Origin of the sequence: Blastococcus saxobsidens (assembly GCF_002938435.1) — a bacterium.
GTDB classification, from domain to species: Bacteria; Actinomycetota; Actinomycetes; order Mycobacteriales; family Geodermatophilaceae; genus Blastococcus; species Blastococcus saxobsidens.
Genome location: NZ_POQT01000011.1, coordinates 1 through 21,178, shown reverse-complemented (window position 1 = coordinate 21,178; position 21,178 = coordinate 1). Strand labels below are relative to the sequence as shown.

Here is a 21,178-nt window from a genome sequence, read left to right as displayed (position 1 = left end):
CTGCCCGTGGACACGAACGGGCACACCGACCACTACCGACGCGACCTGGGCGGTGGCGTCGCCGGCCCGCTGGTGCTGGTGACCAGCGACTCCGACGGCCGGACCACCGGCGGCCCGATCGGCTCGGTCATGCCCCCGGAGTACGGCCGGCTGATCGCGCTCACCGCGGACCGCGTCGTCGTCACGACGTCGCAGGCGCTGGTCTCGGCCGACACCAACCGGCTCCGCGACCTCTACCTCAAGGACCTCGGGACCGGGGTGGTCTCCTCGCCGCTGGGCTGACCGGCGCGGCCCCGCGACCGGCGGCGTGTGCGCACCGCCGCCCAGGTCCCGGCGACGGCGAGGGTCCCGGCGACGAGCAGCAGCAGGTTCCGGGAGTAGTCCTGGGGCAGGAACCCCGGCTCCGGCACGCCACCCGGGTCGAGCGCGAAGGGCAGGGCCACCAGGGTCAGCACCCCGCAGACGACCAGCCCGACGGCGATGGGTGCCCTGGCGGGCCGGGGCAGCAGGCGGGCGAGGAGTGCCCCCACGAGCACGACCAGGGGCGCGATCACCACGTCGTGCAGCAGCGCGCTGCCGAGGAACCACACGGCCCACGCCGGCAGGGGCACCCGGTCGCCGGCGCCGAGCAGACCGGCGACCCCCCAGGCGACGGCGGCCAGACCCGGGACCAGGAAGAGCCACCGCCACCACGGCCGGGCGGCCGACGCCAGCGGGCGGGCCGGATCGGAGGCGTACGGGTCCTGGTCGACCCGGCCGGCCGCGCGGTCGTCCCGTGAGACGCCGGTGCTCATGCCGGCCGCACCAGGGCCAGCCACTTCGTCTGCATGACCCCCGGCCGGTTTGGCGCGATCAACCGCACCGGGTAGCCGTGGTCCAGGGCGAGCGGCTCGCCCCCGAGCTGCAGCGCCAGCAGGGTGCGCGGATCGGTGACGTGCGGTGGGGCCACCACGCTCGTCCGGTACAGCCCGCCGGTCTGCAACGACTCGACCACGACCCGCGCGTCGCGGGGCAGCCCGGCCTCCTCGAGCAGATCGGACAGGCGCACCCCGGTCCAGCGGCCCGACGCGCTCCAGCCCTCGACGCAGGTGATCGGCAGGGTCTCGGTGTGCTGCGGACGGCGGCGCAGCTCGGCGAGCGACAGCTCCAGCCGGCGGGGTCCGTCGACGATGAGGCGGTAGCCCGGGTCGGTCGCGGCTTCCTCCACCTGCGCCGCGGCCGCCGTCTGGTTGACCGGCAGGTCCTGCGGGCCGGCGTGCGGCAGCCGCGGCGCCAGGACGGACACCGGGGCGAGGGGGGTGACCGTCTGGCCCAGCGTGGTGATCGTGACCGCGGCGACGCCCAGCCCGGAGGCGAGGACGAAGGTGCGGCGGTCGATGGCGCCCTCCTCCGCGGCCGCTTCCGCCGCGCGCAGCTCCTCGGCCTGCTCGGGCACCAGCCCGGCCGTGGCGGCGGGGGAGCCGCGGCGGGCCAGCCCCCGCCGGATCTCCGGTGCCTTCGCCCCGACGTGCACCGCCACCGCGCCGATGGCGATCCACCCGGTCCAGTAGTGGGCGGTCGGGAAGAAGAAGCCGAACGGGTACCACTGCGCGATGTTGAACAGGCCCGTGACCAGCTGCATGGCGGCCGTGCCGACGAGCACCAGGATCGACAGCCGGCTGGCGAGCCGGGCGAGCGAGCCGGCCGGCGGCCACTCGAACAGCAGCGGGTAGACCGTCCAGAGCTTGACCAGCAGCAGCGGGATCGCGGCCAGCCCGGTGGCCACGTGCAACCCCTGGGTGAGCTCGTAGAGCCACACCGGGGACGACGGCCAGGAGAACCACTCCGGCCCCGACTGGATCAGGTCGCTGACCAGCCCGGTCAGGAAGCACACCAGGAAGGCCGCCCCCAGCCACACCCCGACCCGCGCGGCGCGGCGCTCGGAGTGCAGGGGGCTGGGGAAGGCGCCGGCGCGGAACGGCCCGCGGCGCAGCCGCTCGGGCGGGTCGGGCAGGCGGGCACCCAGCAGGCGGTCCAGCCGGCCGGTCACGACGCCGTCCCGAGGGTGGCGGCGAGCCCGGTCACCACCCGGTGCGTCCGCGTGCCGGGAGCGCACCGCTCCGCGACCGCCAGCGCGTCGGGGAAGTGGTCGATGTCGGTGAGCACCGGCAGGTCGAGCACGGTGAGCCCCGCCTCCTCCAGCGCCGCGCGGGTGCGGACGGCGGTGTCCTCCCGCGACATGGGGACGCCCGGCAGCACCTGCGCCGGCTCCGGTGCGTGCAGGCCCAGCGCCCACCAGCCGCCGTCGGGGGCGACGCCGAGCACCGCCGTGCCGGGGCCGGCCCGCACCAGCCGGTCGAGGCAGTCGGCGAGCAGCTCCGGGCTCACCTGCGGGGTGTCCATCCCGATGAGCAGGGTGGGCAGCGCGCCGTCCGGCCCGCGCATGGCGTCGGCGAACGCGGCCGCGAGCCGCACGCCGAGGTCGCCGTCGGCCTGCGGGACGACGACGCAGCCGGTCAGGTCCAGCTCGCCCGGGGCGCCGTCCAGCGCCACCACCCGCCGGGCGACGGGTGCCGCGCGGACGGCGTCCAGCGTGTCGCCGACCGCGGCCGCGGCGATGGCCGCCGCCTGCTCGGGCGTGCACGGGGGGCTGAGCCGGGTCTTGCTCCGGCCCGGCACGGGGGCCTTGGTGATGACCAGCAGCTGGGTGGGTGTCACGACGAGAGCACCTGGCGCATGTCGCGGATCGTGCGCACCGTGCCCAGCACGGTGCCGGTGACCTTGGAGCGGGTGCCCTCGGCCCGCGGCGCGTACGGCACGTCCAGCTCGTGCACCCGCCAGCCCGCGTCGGCGGCCCTCGTGACCATCTCCAGCGGGTAGCCGAACCGGCGGTCGGTGAGCCCGAGCCCGAGCAGGTCCGTGCGGCGGGCGGCGCGCATGGGACCCAGGTCGTGCAGCGCCAGGCCGGTCCGGCGGCGCAGCATGATGCCGAGCGCGACGTTGGCCACCCGCGCGTGCGCCGGCCAGGCGCCCCGTCGGGTGGGCCGGCGGCGGCCGAGCACGAGGTCGGCGCTGCCGGCCAGCACGGGGTCGGCGACCAGCGGCAGGTCGGCCGGGTCCATGGAGCCGTCGGCGTCGCAGAAGCACACGACGTCGTCGGTGGCCGCCTCCAGCCCGGCGTGCGCGGCCGCACCGAAGCCCCGCTGGGGGACGCGCAGCACCGTCGCGCCGTGGGCAGCAGCGATCTCCGGCGAGCCGTCGGTCGAGCCGTTGTCGGCCACGATGGCGCGGTAGCCGGCCGGCAGCCGGCCGAGCACCCACGGCAGTGCACCGGCCTCGTCGAGGCAGGGGAGGACGACGTCGGGCACGCCAGCACGAAATCACGGATGTACCGGTCCTGCCCGTCCAGAGCTCCTGTCCGCGGCCGAGGGGCGGGGGAGGAGCGGGGGCCCTACCCTCCGGGCTGATGACGCAGGCCACCACCGGTACGCCGCAGCGGGGGGCAGACCCTCCGCAGGCGCGTCCGTGGCGCCCGGTGGCCGGCTTCCTGGTCGCCGTCGTCCTCGTCGGTGGAACGGCGCTGGCCGGCCGGGAGCTGGCCCGCGACGGCGTCGTGCTCCACCTCCTCGGCGGGTACGTGCTGCGCGGCGGCTGGGACCCGCTGCTCGCCCCGCGGGTGCTCCTGCCGGTCGTCGTCGCCGTCGTCGTCGTGCTGTGGGGCCCCACGGCGGCCCGGAGGGCCGGCTGGCGGGCGCTCCTGGTCGGCTCGGCCGTGGTGACCGCGGTCTGGGCGGTCGCCCTCGCGCTGGCCTCCGGCTGGGGGCGGCTGACCGAGCCGCTGGACAGCGTCTACGAGTACCCCTACGACGTCGGCCGGGTGGCGGGGATCGGCGAGCTGCTGCGCACCTTCAACGACTCCGTCCTCGCCGACTCCGCCGATCCCTGGACCACCCACGTAGCGGGGCACCCCCCGGCGGCGCTGCTCGCCTTCGTCCTCCTGGAGCGGGTGGGACTCGGCGGGCTGGGCTGGGCCGCGGCGATGTGCGTCGCCGGCGGGGCGCTGGCGGTCCCCGCGGTGCTGGTGACCGTGCGGGCGGTGGCGGGGGAGGGCACCGCACGGACGGTGGCGCCGTTCCTCGTGCTGGCGCCGACCGCCCTGTGGGTCGCCACCAGCGCCGATGCGTTGTTCGCCGGCGTCTTCGCCTGGGGCGTGGCCCTGCTGGCCGCCGCGGCGGCCCGGGGGGCGGGCGGCGGCGCCGGGCGGGCGCTGGGCGGCGGGCTGCTGCTCGGGCTGGCGCTGCACATGTCCTTCGGGATGACGTCGCTGGGGCTGCTCGCGCTCGCGGTCGTGGTCGTGCACCGGCGGAGGCTGGGCCGGAGCGGGGTCGTCCGCGTCCTGGCGCTCGCGGCCGCGGGTGTGCTCGTGGTCTTCGCGGTCTTCGCAGCGTCCGGGTACGGCTGGTTCGAGGGGCTGTCCCTCACTGCCGAACGGGTGCGCTCGGGACCGTCCTACGCCAACCGGCCGCTGGCGTTCTTCCTGTTCGCCAACGTTGCCGCCGCGACGGTGGCGGCCGGGCCCGCGGCGGTGGCCGGACTGGCCTGCCTGCGGCGCACGCGCCTGGCACTGCCGCTGCTCGCCGTGCTGGTCGCGCTGCTGGTCAGCGACGTCACGGGACTGGTGCGGGGCGAGACGGAGCGGATCTGGCTGCCGTTCACCGTCTGGCTGCCCGCCGCCGCGGCCTTCCTGCCCGTGCGGGGCGCCCGGCTGTGGCTGGTGCTGTCGGCGGTCACGGCGATCGCGGTGGAGGTGCTGGTCCGCACGGAGTGGTGATCGGCCGGGGTCACCCCTGCGGGGCCGCGCGGAGCGGGACGGTGGCGAACTCCCGCATGCCGTCCAGGAAGTCGACCCGCGCCCGGAAGCCGAGCTCGGTCTCCGCCCGGGCGGGGCTGGCCACGACGTGCCGCACGTCCCCGAGCCGGTACTCGCCGGTGACCACCGGCGCCGGGCCGTCCATGGCGTCGGCAAGCGCACGGGCCATGTCGCCGACGGTGTGCGGTCGTCCCGAGGCCACGTTGTAGGCGCGCAGGACGGACTCCCCGGGCGGGTGCTCGAGGGCGCGAAGGTTGGCCGTCGCCACGTCGGAGACGTGCACGAAGTCGCGCTGCTGGCCGCCGTCCTCGAAGACGGCCGGGGCGCGGCCGGACTCCAGGGCGCTGCGGAAGATCGACGCCACGCCCGCGTAGGGGGTGTCCCGCGGCATCCGGGGGCCGTAGACGTTGTGGTACCGCAGGGCGACGACGCTGCCGCCGGTCGCGCCGGCCCACGCGGCCGAGAGGTGCTCCTGGGCGAGCTTCGTCGCCGCATAGGTGTTCCGCGGGTCGGGCACGTCGTCCTCGGTGACCAGGTCCCAGCCCAGCTGCCGGCCGCAGCGCGGGCAGGGCGGCTCGAAGTGACCGGCATCGAGGTCGGCCCGCCGCCGCGGCGCCGCCGGCACCGGACCGTGCTCGGCGCAGGAGTACCGGCCCTCCCCGTAGACGACCATGGAGCTGGCCAGCACCAATCGGTCGATCCCGGCGCGGGCCATGGCGGCCAGCAGCACGGCGGTGCCCAGGTCGTTGATGCCCGCGTAGAGCGGCATGTCCTGCACGTCGACGCCCAGCCCCACCATCGCCGCCTGGTGGCACACCGCATCCACGCCGTCGAGGGCCCGGTCGACCGTCGCGGCGTCGCGCACGTCGCCGACGAGCAGTTCCGCTCCTGCTGGGAGCGGCGGCCCGTCGGGGTACGCGGGGTGGACGGCCGGCAGCAGGGCGTCGAGCACCCGCACCTCGTGGCCGCTGTCGCGCAGGGCGGTCACGACCGCCGAACCGATGAAGCCGGCACCGCCGGTGACGAGGACACGCACGAGCGGCGAGGCTACTGCCGGGCGGCCTCCCCCGCCGGTCGAGCGGTGGTGTCGGTGCCCGGGGCTACGGTCCGGGGCGTGCAGCGCTGCGCCTGGGCCACGAGTGCCCCCGACTACATCGCCTACCACGACGAGGAGTGGGGCAGGCCCCTGCGCGGCGACGACGCGTTGTTCGAGCGGCTCACCCTCGAGGCGTTCCAGTCGGGGCTCTCCTGGATCACCATCCTGCGCAAGCGGCCTGCGTTCCGGGCCGCCTTCGCCGGCTTCTCCATCGGCGCGGTGGCCGCCTTCACGCAGGCCGACCAGGAGCGGCTCATGGCGGACGCCGGGATCGTCCGCAACCGGGCCAAGATCGCCGCGGCGGTCAGCAACGCCCGTGCGGCCGAGCAGCTGCCCGAGGGCCTCTCCGAGCTGCTGTGGTCCTTCTCCCCGCCCGGCCCGCGGAGCCGTCCCGGCACCCTCGCCGACGTGCCGGCGACGAGTCCGGAGTCGGTCGCCATGGCCCGGGAGCTCAAGCGGCGCGGATTCGTGTTCGTCGGCCCGACCACCGCCTACGCCCTGATGCAGGCGACGGGCATGGTCGACGATCACGTGACCGGCTGCTTCCGGGCGTCACCCGTATAGGCCCGATGTTGGACGGAATGCGGTCATACGGGATCATTGCTGCGGAGCTCACAGCATCGGACACCGCGCGCCTGTTCACGAGGCAGGCGAGCGGCTGGCGAAGGAGGCACGCATGGCGGCCATGAAGCCGCGCACGGGTGAAGGTCCCCTCGAGGTCACCAAGGAAGGGCGCGGACTGGTCATGCGGGTCCCGCTGGAAGGTGGCGGTCGCCTGGTGGTCGAGCTGTCGCCCGACGAGGCGGCGGCGTTGTCCGAGGCACTGAAGGGCGCGACCAGCTGAACCGGAGCGGGCCTGCCTCGGGCAGGCCCGCTCGGGCGACACGGCCCCGGCCGCCGGCACCTCGCCGGCAGCCGGGGCCGTGTCGTTCCCCCGACCGGTCGTGCAGCGCCGCTCCGTCGCGGCGCAGGGACGAGGACGAGGTCAGCGGCGCAGTGCCACGAACCAGCGGCCCCCGTCCTGCCAGGTCTCGCTCGGATGGAGGCCCGCCGAGCCGGCGAGCTCCTCGACGGCGTCGCAGCCGACCTCGGCCCAGTCGAACCAGGCGCTGACCGCGTCGACCCGTTCGAGCCGCAGGCGGGTGGTCCGCAGCCCCGCCCCGGGGCGCTCGGTCTCCACCAGCACCAACCCGTCAGGTGCGAGCAGTGACCGGCACCGCCGGAGCAGGACCGTGGGATCGCCGCCGATGCCGATGTTGCCGTCGGCGAGCAGCGCGGTACCCCACAAACCCTCCGCGACGACGGGCTCGAAGACCGATCGCTGGATGACGGTGGCCCCTGACCGGCGAGCCAGCCGCAACGCCGCCGGGGAGATGTCGAGCCCCAGCGCGTGCACGCCGGTGCGGGCCAGTTCAGCGGCCAGCCGACCCGGCCCGCAGCCGATGTCGAGCACGGTTCCCCGGGCGCGGCCGAGGAAGCGTCGGTCCACGGCGTCGGCGCGCCCGGTCCACCGGTCCAGCGCACCGGCAAGGGGGAACGCGCGTCCGTCGTGGTCGCGTACGGACCACGGCCGGGATCCGGCCACCTCGTCAGATCGGACGGATTGCAGAGCCGCCGCGTAGAGGTCGGTGGCTGCAGGAGGCATGTGGATCTCGCTTTCCGTGCCGTCGGACACCTCGGTCGCTCGCCGCCCGGACGTGGGGCGCCCGGGTGGCGACGCGGCTCGACCGGGTCGGGTCGGCCCCGTGCTGGACCGGTTCGGTGCTCATAGCCCGGATCGGACGTGCTCAACCGAGCGAGGCCGCGCGGGCGTCGCCGAGGTGGTGGGCAGGGAGCCGGCTGGCCGCGGTCGGGTGCGCCGGTGAAAGCTGGGGGAGTGGTGGAGCAGCTGTGAGCGAGCAACGTGGTGTCGTGTTCCCGGCCGGACCCGACGGACGACGCAGCACGGGCGCGCTCGGTCGCGCCGTCGTCGCCGATGCGCTGCGCCCGGTCGACGCAGCGGGAGCACTGGCCGCGGCGCACGAGACGAACTGGCGGGCCGGCTACCTGACCCACTTCCGGCGGCTGGTCGAGGCCGGGCTGCCGTCGGCCGAGGCGGCTCGGACGATCGCCGCCTTCGGGCTGGACTCGCTGCACGCGCGCATGCGGGTCGCGGGCCAGGACGGCGAGACCGACCTGGGGGCCCTGACCGCCGCGCCCGCCGGCCGGTCGCTGCGCACCGTGGAGGTGACGGGCACGGCCGAGCCCGAGCGGGAGCTCTCGCTGCCCTTCCACGGGGAGCGGTTGCGCGGGGACGCGCTCCTGCGCCGGCTGGACCGCTGGGCCGAGGACGGGATCGTCGAGCCGTCGTGCGCCGAGGCGGTGCGGACCGTGGCGGCCAACCCGGGGTGGCTCTCCCTCCCCGACAGCACCGTCGTCGTCCTCGGTGCGGGCGCGGAGATGGGGCCGCTGACCGCGCTGCTCCGCTGGGGTGCCCGCGTGGCCGCGGTCGACCTGCCACGGGCGCCGCTGTGGGAGCGGGTGCTGGACACCGCGCGCAGCGGGGCCGGCACCCTGCTGGTGCCGATGGACGGGACCGGGACCGACGCCGACCCGCGCCGAGCGGGCGGGGATCTCGTCGCCGAGGTACCGGCGTTCGCCGACTGGGCCGCCGGCCTGCCCGGGCGGCCGGTGCTCGGCAACTACGTCTACGCCGACGGCGCCACGAACGTCCGGGTCTCCACGGCCGTCGACGCGCTGACGGTGCGGCTCACCGCCGCGCGACCCGAGCTGGCGCTGGCCTTCCTCGCGACACCGACCGACGTCTTCGCCGTGTCCGCCGAGGCCGTGCAGCAGTCGGTGCGGGCATACGCCGCCCGGTCCCGGACGGCGAAGCTCCTCGGCCGGCCGCTGCGCACGGTGTCCGGCGGACGGCTGCTGCGGCGCGCGTACGTACCGGGCGCCGACCCGGGCATCGCCGACAGCCTGGTGGCCCAGCAGGGCCCCAACTACGCGCTGGCCAAGCGTCTCCAGCGCTGGCGGGCGACGGTGGCGCGCGCGTCCGGGAGCACCGTCTCGATGAACGTGGCGCCACCGACGCGCACCCGGTCGGTGGTCAAGAACCGGGCGCTGGCGGCGGCCTACGCCGGGGCGCACCGGTTCGGTGTCCAGATCTTCGAGCCCGCCACGGCCAACGTGCTCATGGCCGCGCTGCTGGTCCACGACCTGCACACCGGCGGCGGGCCGACGCACGCGCACCCGTGGCAGGACGAGGCCCACGAGGCCGCGCACGGCGGTCTGTGGCGGGCCGCCTACGCCCCGCGCAGCGCCCTCGGGCTCGCGGCGCTGCTCGGTTACGGGGCCGCCCGGGCCTGAGCCGGGTTGCGGGCGAGGCACTGGTGCGCTTCGGCCGGCCGGGCCACAGTGGGTCCCCGGCCGACCCGAGGAGGCGCACGTGGCCCGGATGTTCAGCCCCCGCACCCTGGTCACGGTGCTGCGGGCGGGGAACGCCGCGGCCCGGCTCCGGGCCACCCGCGACGGCCAGGCGGCGGTCCGGCTGCACGTGGGAGCGGCGGGACTGGGCACCGGGGTGCTGGACGCCGTCCGGGACGGGCCCGCGACGACCGCCGACCTGGCCCGACGGCTCGGGGTGGCGAGGGAGGACCTGCTGGAGGCGTTCCTGCGGGTCCTGAGCGTGGCCGACCTGGTCCGGGAGGAGGACGCCCGGTGGTCGCTGGCCCCCGCCGGGCGGGCCGTGGTCTCCGACGACCTGGTGCGCGCCTCGTACGAGGCCTTCGCCGGGTTCCACACCGGCGTGTACCGCGAGCTGGACGGCCTCCTCGCCGGTGCGCCGGGGCGGCGCGACGTCGTCGAGCAGGGTGCGGTCATCGCACGGGTGTCGGCCGCCTTCGAACCGTTCGTCGACGACGTCCTGCGGGAGGCGGTCGCCGAGGCGTCGCCGCGCAGGGTGCTCGACGCGGGCTGCGGCGCGGGGCTGCAGCTGGCCACGATGCTGGCGGCCGCCCCCGGAGCGGAAGGCGTGGGGATCGATCTCGACGAGGCCGCCGCCGCGCTGGCCCGGCGGACCCTGGACGACCGGGGTCTCGGCGTGCGGGGACGGGTGCTGCGCGCCGACGTCCGGGACCTCGCCGTCGGGACGGCGGGGACGTTCGACCTCGCACTGCTGGCCAACGTCGTCTACTACGTGCCGGCCGAGGAGCGGCCCGCCCTGCTGGCGGGCATCGCCGCGCTGCTGGCGCCGGGAGGGACGCTGCTGGTGGTCACGACGATCGCGACGCCGCACCTGTTCAGCCGGCACTTCGACCTGCTGCTGCGCGCCCAGGAGGGGGACATGTCGCTCCCGGACGTCGACTCGCTGTCGGCCGCGCTGCGGGCGGCCGGCCTGCTGCCGCGCGAGCCGCGGCGGATCGCACCGGGGGCCCCGTTGATCGCCCTGGAGGCCACGCGGCTCCGCTGATCTCAGGCCGGTCCGACGAGGCCCGCCACGATCTGCGCCGAGAGCCCGACCAGGGGCAGCCCGCCGCCCGGGTGCGCGGACCCGCCCACGAGGAAGAGGCCGGGCACCTGCGAGGCGTTGGCCGGGCGCAGGAACGCCGCCCGGCTGCCGTTGCTGGACGTGCCGTAGATCGAGCCGCCGACGCTGCCGGTGTCCCGTTCCAGGTCGGCCGGGGTGCGCACCACGCGCCAGCGCAGCCGGCCCCGCACGTCGTGCCCGCGGGCGGCCATCACCTCCAGCACCCGGTCGGCGTACCGCTCGGCGAGTCCGGGAGAGCTCCAGTCCACGCCACCGACCGGGTCGTGCCGCGGGGCGTTCACCAGCACGAACCACGACTCGCTGTCGGCGTCGGGCACCAGCGCGGGGTCCTCGGGGGCGCTGATGTAGACCGTCGGGTCGGCGACCGGGGCGGGGTGCCCCGCGTGCCGGCCGACCCCGAACACCGCGTCGAACTCGGCGTCGTAGTCGTCGGGGAACAGCACGGTGTGGTGCGCCAGCCCCTCGGTGCGGCCGCGCAGCGCGAGGAGCAGGACGAACCCCGACAGCGACGGCGTGGCCCGGCCGAGGTCGCGGCGGGCGGCGCGGGTGCGCCTGTCCTCCGGGAGCAGGTCGGTGTGCAGGGCGGCGGCGTCGACGCCGGAGACGACGACGTCCGCGGCCACCCGCTCCCCGCCGGCCAGCTGCACGCCGGCGACCCGCCCGGCGTCCAGCAGCACCCGGGCGACGGCACTGCCGGTCCGGACGACGGCGCCGTGCGCGACGGCCCGCTCCAGCACCGCCCGGGCCAGCCGGTGCAGGCCGCCGCGCACGTACCAGGAACCGAACGCCTGCTCGGCGTACGGCACGGTCGCGAGCACCGCGGGGGCGCGTCGCGGATCGGAGCCGGAGTACGTGGCGTAGCGGTCGAGCAGCGTGCGCAGGTGGGGGTGGCGCAGGTACTGCCGGCCGAGCCCCCGCAGCGACTGCCACGGGGCGATCGCCCGCACGTCGCCGGGACGGCGGGCCAGCCGGGCGAGCGTGGCGGCCCCGGCCAGCGGGGTGCGCAGGAAGGGTTCCTCGCTGATCCGCCACATCGTCGCGGCCCGGTCGAGCAGGGCGCTCCACTGGCGGCCGGCGTCCGGACCCAGTGCGTCGTCGAGCGCGGCGGGGACGGCGTCGAGCCGGCCCGGCATCGCCAGCGCGGTGCCGTCGGCGAAGCGGTAGCCGACGGCCGGGTCCAGGCGCACCAGGTCGACGGCGTCCTCGAGCCGGGCGCCGGTGGCCGCGAAGAGGTCCCGCTGCACCTGCGGCAGGGTGACCAGGCTCGGCCCGGTGTCGAAGGAGTGCCCGTCGCGGGTGAACCAGCCGAGCTTCCCGCCGAACTCGGCGGCCTGCTCCAGGACCGTCACGGCGTGGCCCAGCGCCGCCAGACGTGCCGCGGCGGCCAGCCCGCCGAGCCCGGCGCCCACCACCACGACGCGCGCCACGCCCGCCACCGTAGCGAGCCGCCGCGTCACGTCGGCGCTCGACGGCTCACGTGCCGAGCGCCCTCGTCGTCGGTGTCCCGGGCGCGAGCCTCAGCGAGGGATGGAGAGCGCCAGGACGGCGAGGTCGTCGTGCTCGTGGCGGGAGCCGGCCAGCTGCTGCTCGACGGCCGCGGTCACCGCTCCGACCGTCGCCTCCGCGTCGGCGGGGGCGCCGGTGAGGACCCGGAGGAGGGCGTCCTCCCCGAACTGGCGCCCGGCGTCGTCCCGCGCCTCGGTCACCCCGTCGGTGTAGAGCACCAGCGTCGACCCCGGAGGGAGGTCGAGGGCCGACTCGTCGAACTCCACGTCGGCGTCGATGCCGAGCGGCCGGCCCGCGGTCCCGACCTCCCGGGCCGCCCCGGTGGCACCGCGGAGGATCGGGAGCGGGTGGCCGGCGACGCTCAGGCACACCCGGTGCCCGTCCTCGGCCGGTTCCAGCACCAGGCAGCAGGCGGTGACGAAGCGCAGCGGGGCCTGGCCCTGCTCGTGCAGGAGGGCGGTGTTGACGGCCGAGAGGATCTCCGCCGGGCCGCCGGAGGCGGCAGCCGCGCGGGCGGTGTGCCGGGTGACCGCCGTGACCGCGGCCGCCTCGGCGCCGGTGCCGCAGACGTCGGCGATGAGCACCATCCAGCGCCCGTCGGGCAGCGGCATGACGTCGTAGGTGTCGCCGCCCACCAGCGCTGTGTCGCCGCCGGGGCGGTACCGGGCGGCCAGCTGGACGCCCGGGATGGTGGGCAGGTGCGAGGGCAGCAGGCTCCGCTGCAGGGTGTCGGCCAGCTCGCGGACGTCGGACTCGGCCCGGAGCCGGGCGAGGAACTGGCCGATCTGCCGGCCGGCGTGGGAGAGCACCTCCAGCAGCTCCGGCGGGACCGGCCGCGGATCGGTCGAGAACAGTTCGCAGACGGCGAGCAGCGTGTCCCCGCGCAGCACGGGGAAGGCGACGCCGGTGCTCAGCCCGTCGGCCCGCATCGCGCTGCGACGCACCACCCGTGGATCGGAACCGAGGTTCTCGACCACCACGGGCTCGCGCTGCTGCCACGCATGCCCCGGCAGCCCCTCACCGCGCCGGAACGATCGGCCGGTGGACTCGGCGACGAGTGCGGGCACGGGGCTGGCGGGTGCGCTCCAGGTGCCGGCGTGGGCGAGCCCGCCCCGCTCGTCGGGCTGCCACAGCATCGCGGCGTCCCAGTCCAGCTCCATGCAGAGCGTCGGCAGCAGTTGCTGGAAGGCGATGTCGGCGTCCCGCGCCTCGGTGAGGGCGGCGGTCACCCGGAGCGTGGCGGCGAGGTACCGGCTCACCTGGAACTGGCGCTCCAGGAGGATCGTCGTGCTGGCGTCACGGAGCACCCCGACGACGAAGGCGTCCGTGGCCGTGGCCCCGGGCGTCGCGGCGAGGCGGGAGAGGGTGAGGTCGACGGCCACCTCGTGGCCGGCGGCGTGCAGCGCCGGCACCTGGGTGGTGGCCCCGACGAGCTTGCCCTCGCCGGTGGCGCGGAAGCGGGAGAAGCCCTCGCCGTGCCCCCGGCGCAGACGCTCGGGCATCAGCACCTGCAGCGGTCTCCCGATCAGGTCCGCCGGGCGGTATCCGAGCAGCGCCTCGACGGCGGGGCTGACGTAGGCCACCATGCCGTGGGCGTCGGCGACGACCACGGTGTCCGGGAGCGCGGCCAGCAGATTCTCCGCAGGCACCCCGGAGCTGTACTCGGGCACCAGTTCCCCCTCGTGCCGCGACATCCCCCGTGTGGGAGCGGCAGGACCCCACGTCCGTCAGCGTCTCACACGAGGGGTGAGCCTCCGTATACGTTTGGTCGACAAGTGGTCACGTCGACATCGCGACGTGTCGACCGTCAGAACGCGTACCGGACCCGCAACCAGGGCGCGTGCGCCGCCAGCAGCCCCCGGAGGCGGTCGAGCGCGGCCCGCTTCACCCCGGCCCGGTACCGGACGTTGTCCTGCCCGTTCTGGCTGCGCTTGGGCTCCTGCAGGTCCGGCCGCCACAGCAGCCCCTCCGCCGTCGGGTGCCACCCGAGGTTGACCTCGTGCAGCGGTTCGTTGTGGGTCAGCATGATCACCTCGGCTGCCGTCTGCGCCTTGGCGGCCGGGCCGAGCCCGTCGTCCAGCTGTCGCAGCAGGTCCGCCCACGCCGGCTCCCAGCCGTCGCGGAGCACGACGGGGGAGAGGTTGAGGTGCACCTCGTACCCGGCCTCGACGAAGTCGTCGACCGCCGCGATGCGCTCGGCGACCCGGCTGGTGCGCACGTCGAGGACCCGGGCGTCGTCGTGCGGCATGACCGAGAAGCGGATGCGGGTGCGACCCGCGGGATCGAGGTCCAGCAGCTGCCGGTTGACGTACTTGGTGGCGAACGAGGCCTTGGCCGTCGGCAGCCCGCGGAACGTGGCGACCAGGTCGGCCACGTTGTCGCTGACCAGTGCGTCCACCGAGCAGTCGCTGTTCTCCCCGATGTCGTACACCCAGGCCGTCGGGTCGCGCTGGTCCGGCTCCTGCTTGACGCCCTGGCGGGCGACGTGCCGCCGCAGGTGGGCGGTGATCTGCTCGATGTTGGTGAACACGGTGATCGGGTTCGCGAAGCCCTTGCGCCGGGGCACGTAGCAGTAGGCGCAGGCCATTGCGCAGCCGTTGGCGGCCCCGGGCGCGATGAAGTCGGCCGACCGGCCGTTCGGGCGGGCGGCCAGCCCCTTGCGGACGCCGAGGACCAGCGTCTCGGTCTTCACCCGCACCCACCGGTCGACGAGCTCGTCGTTGCCGTGCAGGCCCGGGATCTGCCAGTGCGACGGCACCTCGACCACCTCCGCCCCGGGAACCCGGCCCAGCACCTGACGGCCGCGGGGCGAGTCCAGCGCCGCGGGTTCGGCGTAGACCCGGCGGATCGCCAGCAGCGGGTTGGGCGGCATCGGGGACGCTGGGGGACCGAGGTCGAAGAGCGAGAGCGGCTCGGCGGCTGCCATGCCCGGTGCACCGTCCTGGGGACGGGCGCCATTCCGGTGCGAGACTGCCCCGGTGAGCGCACCGGGGCCCCGCATCGACCTGAACGCCGACCTCGGCGAGGGCTTCGGCGTGTGGCGGCTGGGCGACGACGACGCCCTGCTCGGCGTCGTCAGCAGCGCGAACGTCGCCTGCGGCTTCCACGCCGGCGACCCGCTGACCATGCGGCGGGTGTGCGCCGCCGCCGTGGCCTCGACCGTGTCGATCGGCGCCCAGGTGGCCTACCGGGACCTGGCGGGTTTCGGCCGCCGGTTCCTCGACGTCGCTCCGGCGGAGCTCACCGCCGACGTCCTCTACCAGCTCGCCGCGCTCGACGGCATCGCGCGGACCGCCGGGGGTCGGGTGTCCTACGTGAAGCCGCACGGCGCGCTCTACAACGCCGTCGTGCACCACGAGCGGCAGGCGCAGGCGGTGGTCGACGCCGTGGCCGCCTACGACCCGCACCTGGCGGTGCTAGGGCTGCCGGGCTCGGTGCTGCTGCGCTTCGCGGCCGGGGCCGGCCTCCGCACGGTCGCCGAGGGCTTCGCCGACCGGGGCTACACCCCCGAGGGCGCGCTGGTCCCGCGGAGCGCCGCCGGTGCCGTGGTGCACGACCCGGCGGAGGTGGCGGAACGGGCGGTGCGGATGGCCGCCGACGGCGTCGTGCTGGCCGTCGACGGCACCCGCGTGGCCGTGGACGTCGAGTCGGTGTGCGTGCACGGCGACACCCCCGGAGCGGTCGACCTGGCGCGCTCGGTGCGGGCGTCCCTGGAGTCGGCCGGGCTGACCGTGGCCGCCTTCGCCGGCTGAGCCGTCATCGGGGGGCGCCGAGGTCCGCCGGCCGGCGGCGGCCGGCGAGCAGGTCGCCCGCCACCTCGTCCACAGGGCAGCCGCGGGAGACGGCGTCGTCGCGCAGCAGGCGGAGCGCCTCTTCGGCCGGGACGTCGAGGTCCAGGCTCAACCGGCCCATCGCCTCCCACACGCGGGCCCGCCGGCGGGGCGCCGGCCCGCGCAACCAGGCGGGGTCGTCGCCGGGTGACCAGCTGGACCAGATCGTGGCGTCGCTGAGCGCCGCGCTGGCGAGCTCGCCGACGGCGGTCGCGGCGAAGACGTCGACCTCGACGACCGCGGCCCCGTCGGTGAGGTAGAGATCGAGGGCGCCGCCGCCCCAGGGTGCGGGGCCCAGCGGCAGGGCGATCACCCCGCGGTACGGGGACAGCGAGAGGAACAGCTCGGCGAACCGGGGCCAGCGGCGGCCGAGGTCCTCCTCGGTGGCGAGCACCGGGTGGCCCGCGCTGCGCGAGCTCATGCAGGGCCCCTCCCCGGCGCTGAACTGCAGGCGCTCCGCGGTGCTCGCCCAGGGGTCGCTCCCCCCGAGGGGCAGCCAGCGCCCGGCGCCGTCGACCGTGCTCAGGCCGGCGCCGTCGACACCGGTCACCGCGGCGCAGGCCCGGCTGAGGCGGACCGGCAGCAGCTCCGGTCCGGCGAGCTCGGGTCGGTTCTCGGCGGCGAGCGCGGCGGCGAACCGATCGGCGATGGTCACACCCGAGTGTCCCGCCGCGGACGGTCCGGCACACCCCGAGCGGCCGCCGGGGAAGCGGTCAGAGCCGCCCGGTCTCGTCGGCCACGGGCCCCGCGTGCCCGGGACGGTAGGTGTAGGCCGCCTCGCGGACGGCCTCGTCGCTCTCCAGCCCGGCGCCCAGCGCGCCGCCCACCGTGGCCAGCGAGCTGGTCAGCCAGGCGAGCTCGAGGTAGTCGGAGAACTGCGCCGGGTGCCCGAGCCCCTCGCTGAACAGCGGCTCCACGACCAGGAACAGCCCGCCGAGGAGCGCGAGGACGAAGAGGGCGAGGTAGAGGGACAGCACGCCGATCGTCACGGTGGCCGCCGTGGCGATGTTGAACAGCACGACCTGCTTGCGGACCCGGCGCCCGCGCGGCCGCTCCCACATCTCGGCGCCCACGATGAGGGTGACGGCGATGGCCACCACCGAGCCGACGCCGACCAGCAGCAGCCGCAGCCACCCGAAGGCGTCGGCCAGCCGCCAGATGTCGGCGCTCACGAGGGCGAAGACGCCGGCGGCGATGGCCGCGGTCAGCGCCCGGGAGAGGCGGACGGCGAGCCGCCACGGCCGGTTGGCGCGCACCATCCCGCTGATCACCCGCAGGTTGCCCGACAGCACCCGGGCGGTGAAGCGGACCCCGTCGTCCGGGCCGTCGGGATCGGTGGCCAGCTGCTGGAGGCGCCGGCCCAGGGTGGCCCGGTCGGCCGGGTCGTCGGGGTCGTCGTCACCGTCGCTCACCAGGGCCTGCACGAGGCCGACCGCCGTCTCCAGCGCCCGCCGGCGCCGGCCCATCGCGCCGAGCGCGGGGAGGGACAGCACCCCGACGCCGTGCAGCGGGCTGGCGTGGCCGACCACCGGCCGGCGGGACACCTCGAGCGGGACGTCGGTCAGGCAGAGCGCGAGGTCCCAGTCGGCGGCCAGCAGCCGCTCGCGGGTGGCGGCGACCAGCTCGGCGTCGTCGGCCGGGGGGCGCACCAGGCCGTCCTCGACGGTCTCCACCCGCCAGCCGACCTCCGGGTGCCGGCTCCCGAGCTCGCTCGCCAGCTCGCCGGCCAGCCCCTTCGCCAGCTCGGCCGGCGCGCCCGGGGCAGCCACGAGCCCCACGACCAGGACCGGCGGCACGTCCTCGCCGACCTGCTGCTGGGACGTCTGCACGGTCACGGCCGCCCAGCATTCCACCCACGGGGCGGGCGGGCGCTGCCGGGACGAGGTCGGAGCCGCAGATGCCACGTCCGGGTGACCGATGCCCGATCATGGGCCGGTGTCCGGGGTCGGGGGAGTCGAGCGGGTGGTGGCCTACGGCGACCGTGCGGTGCTGCTGGAGGCCGACCCGGCGCTGGTGCCGGCGCTGCGGGCCGCCCTGGCGGCGGCGCCCCTGGACGGCCAGCTGGACCTGGTGCCGGCGGCCCGCACACTGCTCGTGGTCCTCGACCGGCCGCCCACCGACCCCGACCTGGCCGCGCTGCGCCGGCTGCGCCCGGGAGCCGGCCCGCCGACGGCCCCGACGGGCCACCTGGAGGTGCCGGTGGTCTTCGACGGCCCCGACCTCGGCGACGTGGCGGCCCGCACCGGCCGCTCCGAGGCCGACCTGGTGACGCAGCTGACCGGAACGCGGTTCACCGTCGCCTTCGGCGGCTTCGCGCCGGGCTTCGGCTACCTCACCGGACTGCCGGAGGAGCTGCACGTGCCCCGCCGCCCGACCCCGCGCACCCGGGTGCCCGCCGGCGCGGTCGGGCTCGCCGGCCCCTACGCCGGCATCTACCCCCGCGCGTCACCCGGGGGCTGGCAGCTGGTCGGCCGCACCGACCTGGTCCTGTTCGACGTCGAGCGCGACCCGCCCGCGCTGCTCACCCCGGGTACGACGGTCGCCCTGCGGGCGGTGGGCTGAGTGCTCGCGGTGCTGGCGCCGGGGCCGCTGACCACCGTGCAGGACGCCGGGCGCCCGGGCTGGGCCGGGATCGGCGTGACCCGGTCCGGCGCCGCCGACGCGTCCTCGGCCGGCCTGGCCAACCGGCTGGTGGGCAACCCGGCCGGCGCCGCGGTCCTCGAGGTCACGGCGGGGGGACTGCGGGTGCGGGCCGAGCGGACGCTGCTGGTGGCCCTCACCGGGGCGCCCACGCCGGTCGACGTGGCGGGCCGCCCGGCGCCGTGGAACGCGCCGCTGCCCGTACCGGCGGGTGCGGTCCTCTCCCTCGGGACGCCGACGGCCGGGTTGCGCAGCTACCTCGCCGTCCGGGGCGGGATCGACGTGCCCCCGGTGCTGGGGTCGCGCAGCACCGACACCCTCTCCGGGCTCGGGCCGCGGCCGCTGCGGGCGGGGGACCGGCTGCCGATCGGTCCGCCGGGACCGGACCAGCCGGTCGTGGACGTCGCCCCGGTGGCCGCGCCGGGACCGACGGCGGCGCTGCGCGTGCTGCCCGGCCCCCGGCGGGACTGGCTGGCGGCGTCGGCGTGGACGGCGCTGACCACCGCGGAGTGGACGGTCGCGACGGCGAGCGACCGCGTGGGCCTGCGGCTGACCGGCCCGGCGCTGGATCGGGCCCGCGAGGGGGAGCTGGCCAGCGAGGGGCTCGTGCCGGGCGCCGTGCAGGTGCCGCCCGACGGCGCGCCGGTGCTCTTCCTCGCCGACCACCCGGTCACCGGTGGCTACCCGGTGCTCGCCGTCGTCGTCACCGCCGACCTGCCCGCCGCGGCCCAGGCCCGGCCCGGTGACGTGCTGCGGTTCCGGCCCGGCTGATCGGGGTCGTCCCGAGCGGACCCTCGGAGGGGGGCCGAGCAGGGACGACGCAGCGGCTCCACGCGGGCGGGGACGGAACCTGGTCGCGGTGCCATCCGGAGGATCGCACCGCCACCGGATCACCGCACCGGCAGGACCGCCGGTCCGTCCGGTCCGGCCACGACCTGGGCGCGCGCGCCGTAGTGGGTCGCCAGCGCCGTGGGCGTCAGCACCTCGGTGGGGGTGCCGTGGGCGGCGACCCGGCCCTCCGACAGCAGGGTCAGCCGGTCGGCGTACTGCCCGGCGAGGGTGAGGTCGTGCAGCGTGCTCAGCACGGTGAGCCCGTCCTGGCGGCGCAACCGGTCCAGCAGGTCCAGCACCTGCTGGGCGTGGCCGAGGTCAAGGGCGGCGGTCGGCTCGTCGAGCAGCAGGACCCGCGGCTGCTGGGCCAGCGCCCGGGCGAGGACGGCGCGCTGCTGCTCGCCACCGGAGAGCTGGGTGACCGGGCGGTCGGCGAGGGGGAGCAGCGCGAGCCGGTCCATCACCTCGGCCGCCACCTCGCGGTCGCGGGCCCGGGGGGCGGCCAGCAGCGGGCGGTGCGGGGTGCGGCCCAGGAGCACGTAGTCGCTGGTGCTCACGCCCTCGGGCAGGACGGGGTGCTGCGGCGCGTACGCCAGCAGGCGGGCGCGCGCCCGGCGCGGCATGCCCGAGGTCGGGACGCCGTCGATGCGGACCGTCCCCTCGTGCGGGTGGAAACCGAGCACCGAGCGCAGCAGCGTCGACTTGCCCGAGCCGTTCGGTCCGATCACCGCGAGCCAGCCGCCGGGGGCCACGGTGAGCCGGACGCCGTGCAGGACGGGGATCCTGCCGTGCGCGGCGCTCAGGTCGACCACCTCGACGGAGGCGCCCGCCGGTCCGGGTGCGGACGTCACCGCCGCCGCCCGCCCATCCAGAGCAGCCCGGCGAAGAACGGGGCGCCGACGAAGGCGGTCACCACGCCCAGCGGCAGCTCCGCGGGGGCGAGCAGGACCCGGGCGACGAGGTCGGCGACGACCAGGAAGGCGCCCCCCACCAGCAGCGACAGGGGCAGCACGCGGACGTGCGCGCCGCCGACCAGCCGGCGCACGATGTGCGGCACCACCAGGCCGACGAACCCGATCAGCCCGCTGACCGCCACCGCGGCGGCGGTGGCCATCGAGGCGGCGGCGATGACCAGGAGCCGCATCCGGCCGGGGTGCACCCCCAGCGAGCGCGCCTCGTCGTCGCCGACGGCCAGCACGTCCAGGGCTCGGCCGCAGAGCAGGAGGACGAGGCAGGAGACGCCCAGGTAGGGCAGCACCAGGGCGACGTCGGACCACTGCGAACGGCCCAGCTGGCCGAGGATCCAGCCGTAGACCTCGCGGAGGTCCTCGGTGTTCTGCTGCTGCACCAGGGTCTGGCCGGCGGCGAGGAAGGCGGCGACCGCGACCCCGGCCAGCAGCAGGGTGGCGCTGTGCCAGCCCCCCGCGGCGCTGCCGAGGGCCACCGCCAGGCCGACCCCCAGCAGCGCACCGGCGAAGGCCGCCAGCGGTACGACGCCCACCGGGCCGATGCTCTGCCCGGGGGCGTAGGCGATGACGAGGGTCGCTCCCAGACCCGCGCCCGCAGCGGCGCCCAGGAGGTACGGATCGGCCAGCGGGTTGCGGAAGACCCCCTGGTAGGCGGCGCCGGAGATGGCCAGCCCGGCGCCGACGAGGACGGCCAGGACCACCCGGGGGAGCCGCAGCTCCAGCAGGACGGCCGCCTCGGTGCCCTCCAGCGCGCCCGGCACCCGGACGCCGAAGGCCGGCCCCAGGACGCGGTCGAGCAGGGTGGCGACCACCGCCCCCGGCGGCAGCGGCAGGGCGCCGAACCACACGCCGGCCAGCAGCGCGCCGATCAGCGCCGCGACCGCGCCGGCGAGCGCCAGCGGCGTCCGTCGCCGCGACCGCGCG

Annotated in this window: 22 protein-coding genes; 9 read left to right on the top strand and 13 right to left on the bottom strand. The window is 76.7% G+C overall.

The features are described from left to right. Positions 1–6: 6 nt before the first annotated feature. Entirely contained in the window at positions 7–282 is a 276-nt protein-coding gene (locus C5507_RS08955) for a hypothetical protein (RefSeq protein ID WP_104528182.1), read from the top strand. On the opposite strand, the gene C5507_RS08950 is transcribed toward C5507_RS08955, so the two are convergent. Genes C5507_RS08950 through C5507_RS08935 form a run of 4 tightly spaced genes read right to left on the bottom strand, consistent with a single transcriptional unit; the run spans position 234 to position 3,347 of the window. Further along, positions 234–794, bottom strand: coding sequence for a hypothetical protein (locus C5507_RS08950; protein ID WP_104528181.1), 561 nt, complete (start codon positions 792–794; stop codon positions 234–236). The two genes, C5507_RS08955 and C5507_RS08950, sit on opposite strands and share 49 nt — an antisense overlap. After that, a complete protein-coding gene (locus C5507_RS08945; RefSeq protein WP_104528253.1) occupies positions 791–2,029 on the bottom strand; it encodes a molybdopterin-dependent oxidoreductase in 1,239 nt (412 codons plus the stop codon). The genes C5507_RS08950 and C5507_RS08945 overlap by 4 nt, the downstream gene beginning before the upstream one ends. Further along, complete coding sequence (locus C5507_RS08940) at positions 2,026–2,697, bottom strand: TIGR04282 family arsenosugar biosynthesis glycosyltransferase (protein WP_104528180.1); 672 nt, start codon at positions 2,695–2,697, stop codon at positions 2,026–2,028. Before C5507_RS08940 ends, C5507_RS08945 begins: the two co-directional genes overlap by 4 nt. Further along, on the bottom strand, positions 2,694–3,347 hold the full coding sequence (locus C5507_RS08935; RefSeq protein ID WP_104528179.1) for a glycosyltransferase family 2 protein: 654 nt from the start codon (positions 3,345–3,347) through the stop codon (positions 2,694–2,696). The genes C5507_RS08940 and C5507_RS08935 overlap by 4 nt, the downstream gene beginning before the upstream one ends. A 98-nt stretch (positions 3,348–3,445) precedes the next feature. Between C5507_RS08935 and C5507_RS08930 the strand changes: the two genes are divergently transcribed. After that, entirely contained in the window at positions 3,446–4,810 is a 1,365-nt protein-coding gene (locus tag C5507_RS08930) for a hypothetical protein (protein ID WP_104528178.1), read from the top strand. Between the two features lie 10 nt (positions 4,811–4,820). Here C5507_RS08930 and C5507_RS08925 read toward each other — a convergent pair whose 3' ends face one another. After that, the gene (locus C5507_RS08925; protein WP_104528177.1) at positions 4,821–5,885 is read right to left on the bottom strand and encodes an NAD-dependent epimerase/dehydratase family protein; all 1,065 of its coding nucleotides are present in this window, start codon (positions 5,883–5,885) and stop codon (positions 4,821–4,823) included. Between the two features lie 78 nt (positions 5,886–5,963). Here C5507_RS08925 and C5507_RS08920 point away from each other — a divergent pair, with 78 nt between their 5' ends. Next, positions 5,964–6,509: a DNA-3-methyladenine glycosylase I gene (locus tag C5507_RS08920; RefSeq protein WP_242610893.1), complete on the top strand. Its 546-nt coding sequence runs from the start codon at positions 5,964–5,966 to the stop codon at positions 6,507–6,509. Between the two features lie 112 nt (positions 6,510–6,621). Continuing rightward, entirely contained in the window at positions 6,622–6,789 is a 168-nt protein-coding gene (locus C5507_RS08915) for a DUF3117 domain-containing protein (RefSeq protein WP_012947303.1), read from the top strand. 141 nt (positions 6,790–6,930) lie between these two features. Here C5507_RS08915 and C5507_RS08910 read toward each other — a convergent pair whose 3' ends face one another. Then, positions 6,931–7,590 (bottom strand): class I SAM-dependent methyltransferase, encoded by a 660-nt coding sequence (locus tag C5507_RS08910; RefSeq protein WP_104528252.1) that lies wholly within the window; start codon positions 7,588–7,590, stop codon positions 6,931–6,933. Between the two features lie 245 nt (positions 7,591–7,835). Between C5507_RS08910 and C5507_RS08905 the strand changes: the two genes are divergently transcribed. Together C5507_RS08905 and C5507_RS08900 are read left to right on the top strand one after the other, a co-directional pair. Beyond that, positions 7,836–9,299 carry a hypothetical protein gene (locus tag C5507_RS08905; RefSeq protein WP_104528175.1) on the top strand — a complete coding sequence of 488 codons (1,464 nt, stop codon included), beginning with the start codon at positions 7,836–7,838 and terminating at the stop codon, positions 9,297–9,299. A gap of 88 nt (positions 9,300–9,387) precedes the next feature. Next, positions 9,388–10,401, top strand: a complete 1,014-nt coding sequence (locus tag C5507_RS08900) for a class I SAM-dependent methyltransferase (protein WP_242611347.1) — start codon at positions 9,388–9,390, stop codon at positions 10,399–10,401. Positions 10,402–10,403: 2 nt separating this feature from the next. On the opposite strand, the gene C5507_RS08895 is transcribed toward C5507_RS08900, so the two are convergent. The 3 genes from C5507_RS08895 to C5507_RS08885 all read right to left on the bottom strand — a co-directional run bounded on the left by C5507_RS08895 (position 10,404) and on the right by C5507_RS08885 (position 14,911). Beyond that, positions 10,404–11,906: a phytoene desaturase family protein gene (locus C5507_RS08895; RefSeq protein ID WP_104528251.1), complete on the bottom strand. Its 1,503-nt coding sequence runs from the start codon at positions 11,904–11,906 to the stop codon at positions 10,404–10,406. 90 nt (positions 11,907–11,996) lie between these two features. Then, a complete protein-coding gene (locus C5507_RS08890) occupies positions 11,997–13,655 on the bottom strand; it encodes a SpoIIE family protein phosphatase (protein WP_104528250.1) in 1,659 nt (552 codons plus the stop codon). Positions 13,656–13,792: 137 nt separating this feature from the next. Next, complete coding sequence (locus C5507_RS08885) at positions 13,793–14,911, bottom strand: spore photoproduct lyase family protein (RefSeq protein WP_104528173.1); 1,119 nt, start codon at positions 14,909–14,911, stop codon at positions 13,793–13,795. A gap of 52 nt (positions 14,912–14,963) precedes the next feature. Between C5507_RS08885 and C5507_RS08880 the strand changes: the two genes are divergently transcribed. Then, complete coding sequence (locus C5507_RS08880) at positions 14,964–15,737, top strand: LamB/YcsF family protein (protein WP_242610894.1); 774 nt, start codon at positions 14,964–14,966, stop codon at positions 15,735–15,737. A 4-nt stretch (positions 15,738–15,741) separates the two neighbouring features. On the opposite strand, the gene C5507_RS08875 is transcribed toward C5507_RS08880, so the two are convergent. Both C5507_RS08875 and C5507_RS08870 read right to left on the bottom strand, forming a co-directional pair. Further along, a complete protein-coding gene (locus C5507_RS08875; protein ID WP_242610895.1) occupies positions 15,742–16,470 on the bottom strand; it encodes an ANTAR domain-containing protein in 729 nt (242 codons plus the stop codon). 58 nt (positions 16,471–16,528) lie between these two features. Then, positions 16,529–17,650: a hypothetical protein gene (locus C5507_RS08870; RefSeq protein ID WP_242610896.1), complete on the bottom strand. Its 1,122-nt coding sequence runs from the start codon at positions 17,648–17,650 to the stop codon at positions 16,529–16,531. A gap of 100 nt (positions 17,651–17,750) precedes the next feature. Between C5507_RS08870 and C5507_RS22665 the strand changes: the two genes are divergently transcribed. Beyond that, the gene (locus C5507_RS22665) at positions 17,751–18,377 is read left to right on the top strand and encodes a 5-oxoprolinase subunit B family protein (RefSeq protein WP_242610897.1); all 627 of its coding nucleotides are present in this window, start codon (positions 17,751–17,753) and stop codon (positions 18,375–18,377) included. Beyond that, positions 18,378–19,226 carry a 5-oxoprolinase subunit C family protein gene (locus tag C5507_RS22660; RefSeq protein WP_130504113.1) on the top strand — a complete coding sequence of 283 codons (849 nt, stop codon included), beginning with the start codon at positions 18,378–18,380 and terminating at the stop codon, positions 19,224–19,226. Positions 19,227–19,345: 119 nt separating this feature from the next. Here the strand turns inward: C5507_RS22660 and C5507_RS08860 are convergent, their stop codons facing one another. Both C5507_RS08860 and C5507_RS08855 read right to left on the bottom strand, forming a co-directional pair. After that, on the bottom strand, positions 19,346–20,137 hold the full coding sequence (locus tag C5507_RS08860; protein WP_104528171.1) for an ABC transporter ATP-binding protein: 792 nt from the start codon (positions 20,135–20,137) through the stop codon (positions 19,346–19,348). Continuing rightward, the coding region (locus C5507_RS08855) for a FecCD family ABC transporter permease (protein ID WP_346193780.1) at positions 20,134–21,178 on the bottom strand (1,045 nt) is incomplete at its 5' end. The genes C5507_RS08855 and C5507_RS08860, both read right to left, overlap by 4 nt.

Excerpts from the sequence above, each read along its gene's own strand:
- C5507_RS08900 (WP_242611347.1), top strand. The coding sequence starts at position 9,388 with ATGTTCAGCCCCCGCACCCTGGTCACGGTGCTGCGGGCGGGGAACGCC.
- C5507_RS08885 (WP_104528173.1), bottom strand. The coding sequence starts at position 14,911 with ATGGCAGCCGCCGAGCCGCTCTCGCTCTTCGACCTCGGTCCCCCAGCG.
- C5507_RS08915 (WP_012947303.1), top strand. The coding sequence starts at position 6,622 with ATGGCGGCCATGAAGCCGCGCACGGGTGAAGGTCCCCTCGAGGTCACC.
- C5507_RS08930 (WP_104528178.1), top strand. The coding sequence starts at position 3,446 with ATGACGCAGGCCACCACCGGTACGCCGCAGCGGGGGGCAGACCCTCCG.
- C5507_RS08950 (WP_104528181.1), bottom strand. The coding sequence starts at position 794 with ATGAGCACCGGCGTCTCACGGGACGACCGCGCGGCCGGCCGGGTCGAC.
- C5507_RS08910 (WP_104528252.1), bottom strand. The coding sequence starts at position 7,590 with ATGCCTCCTGCAGCCACCGACCTCTACGCGGCGGCTCTGCAATCCGTC.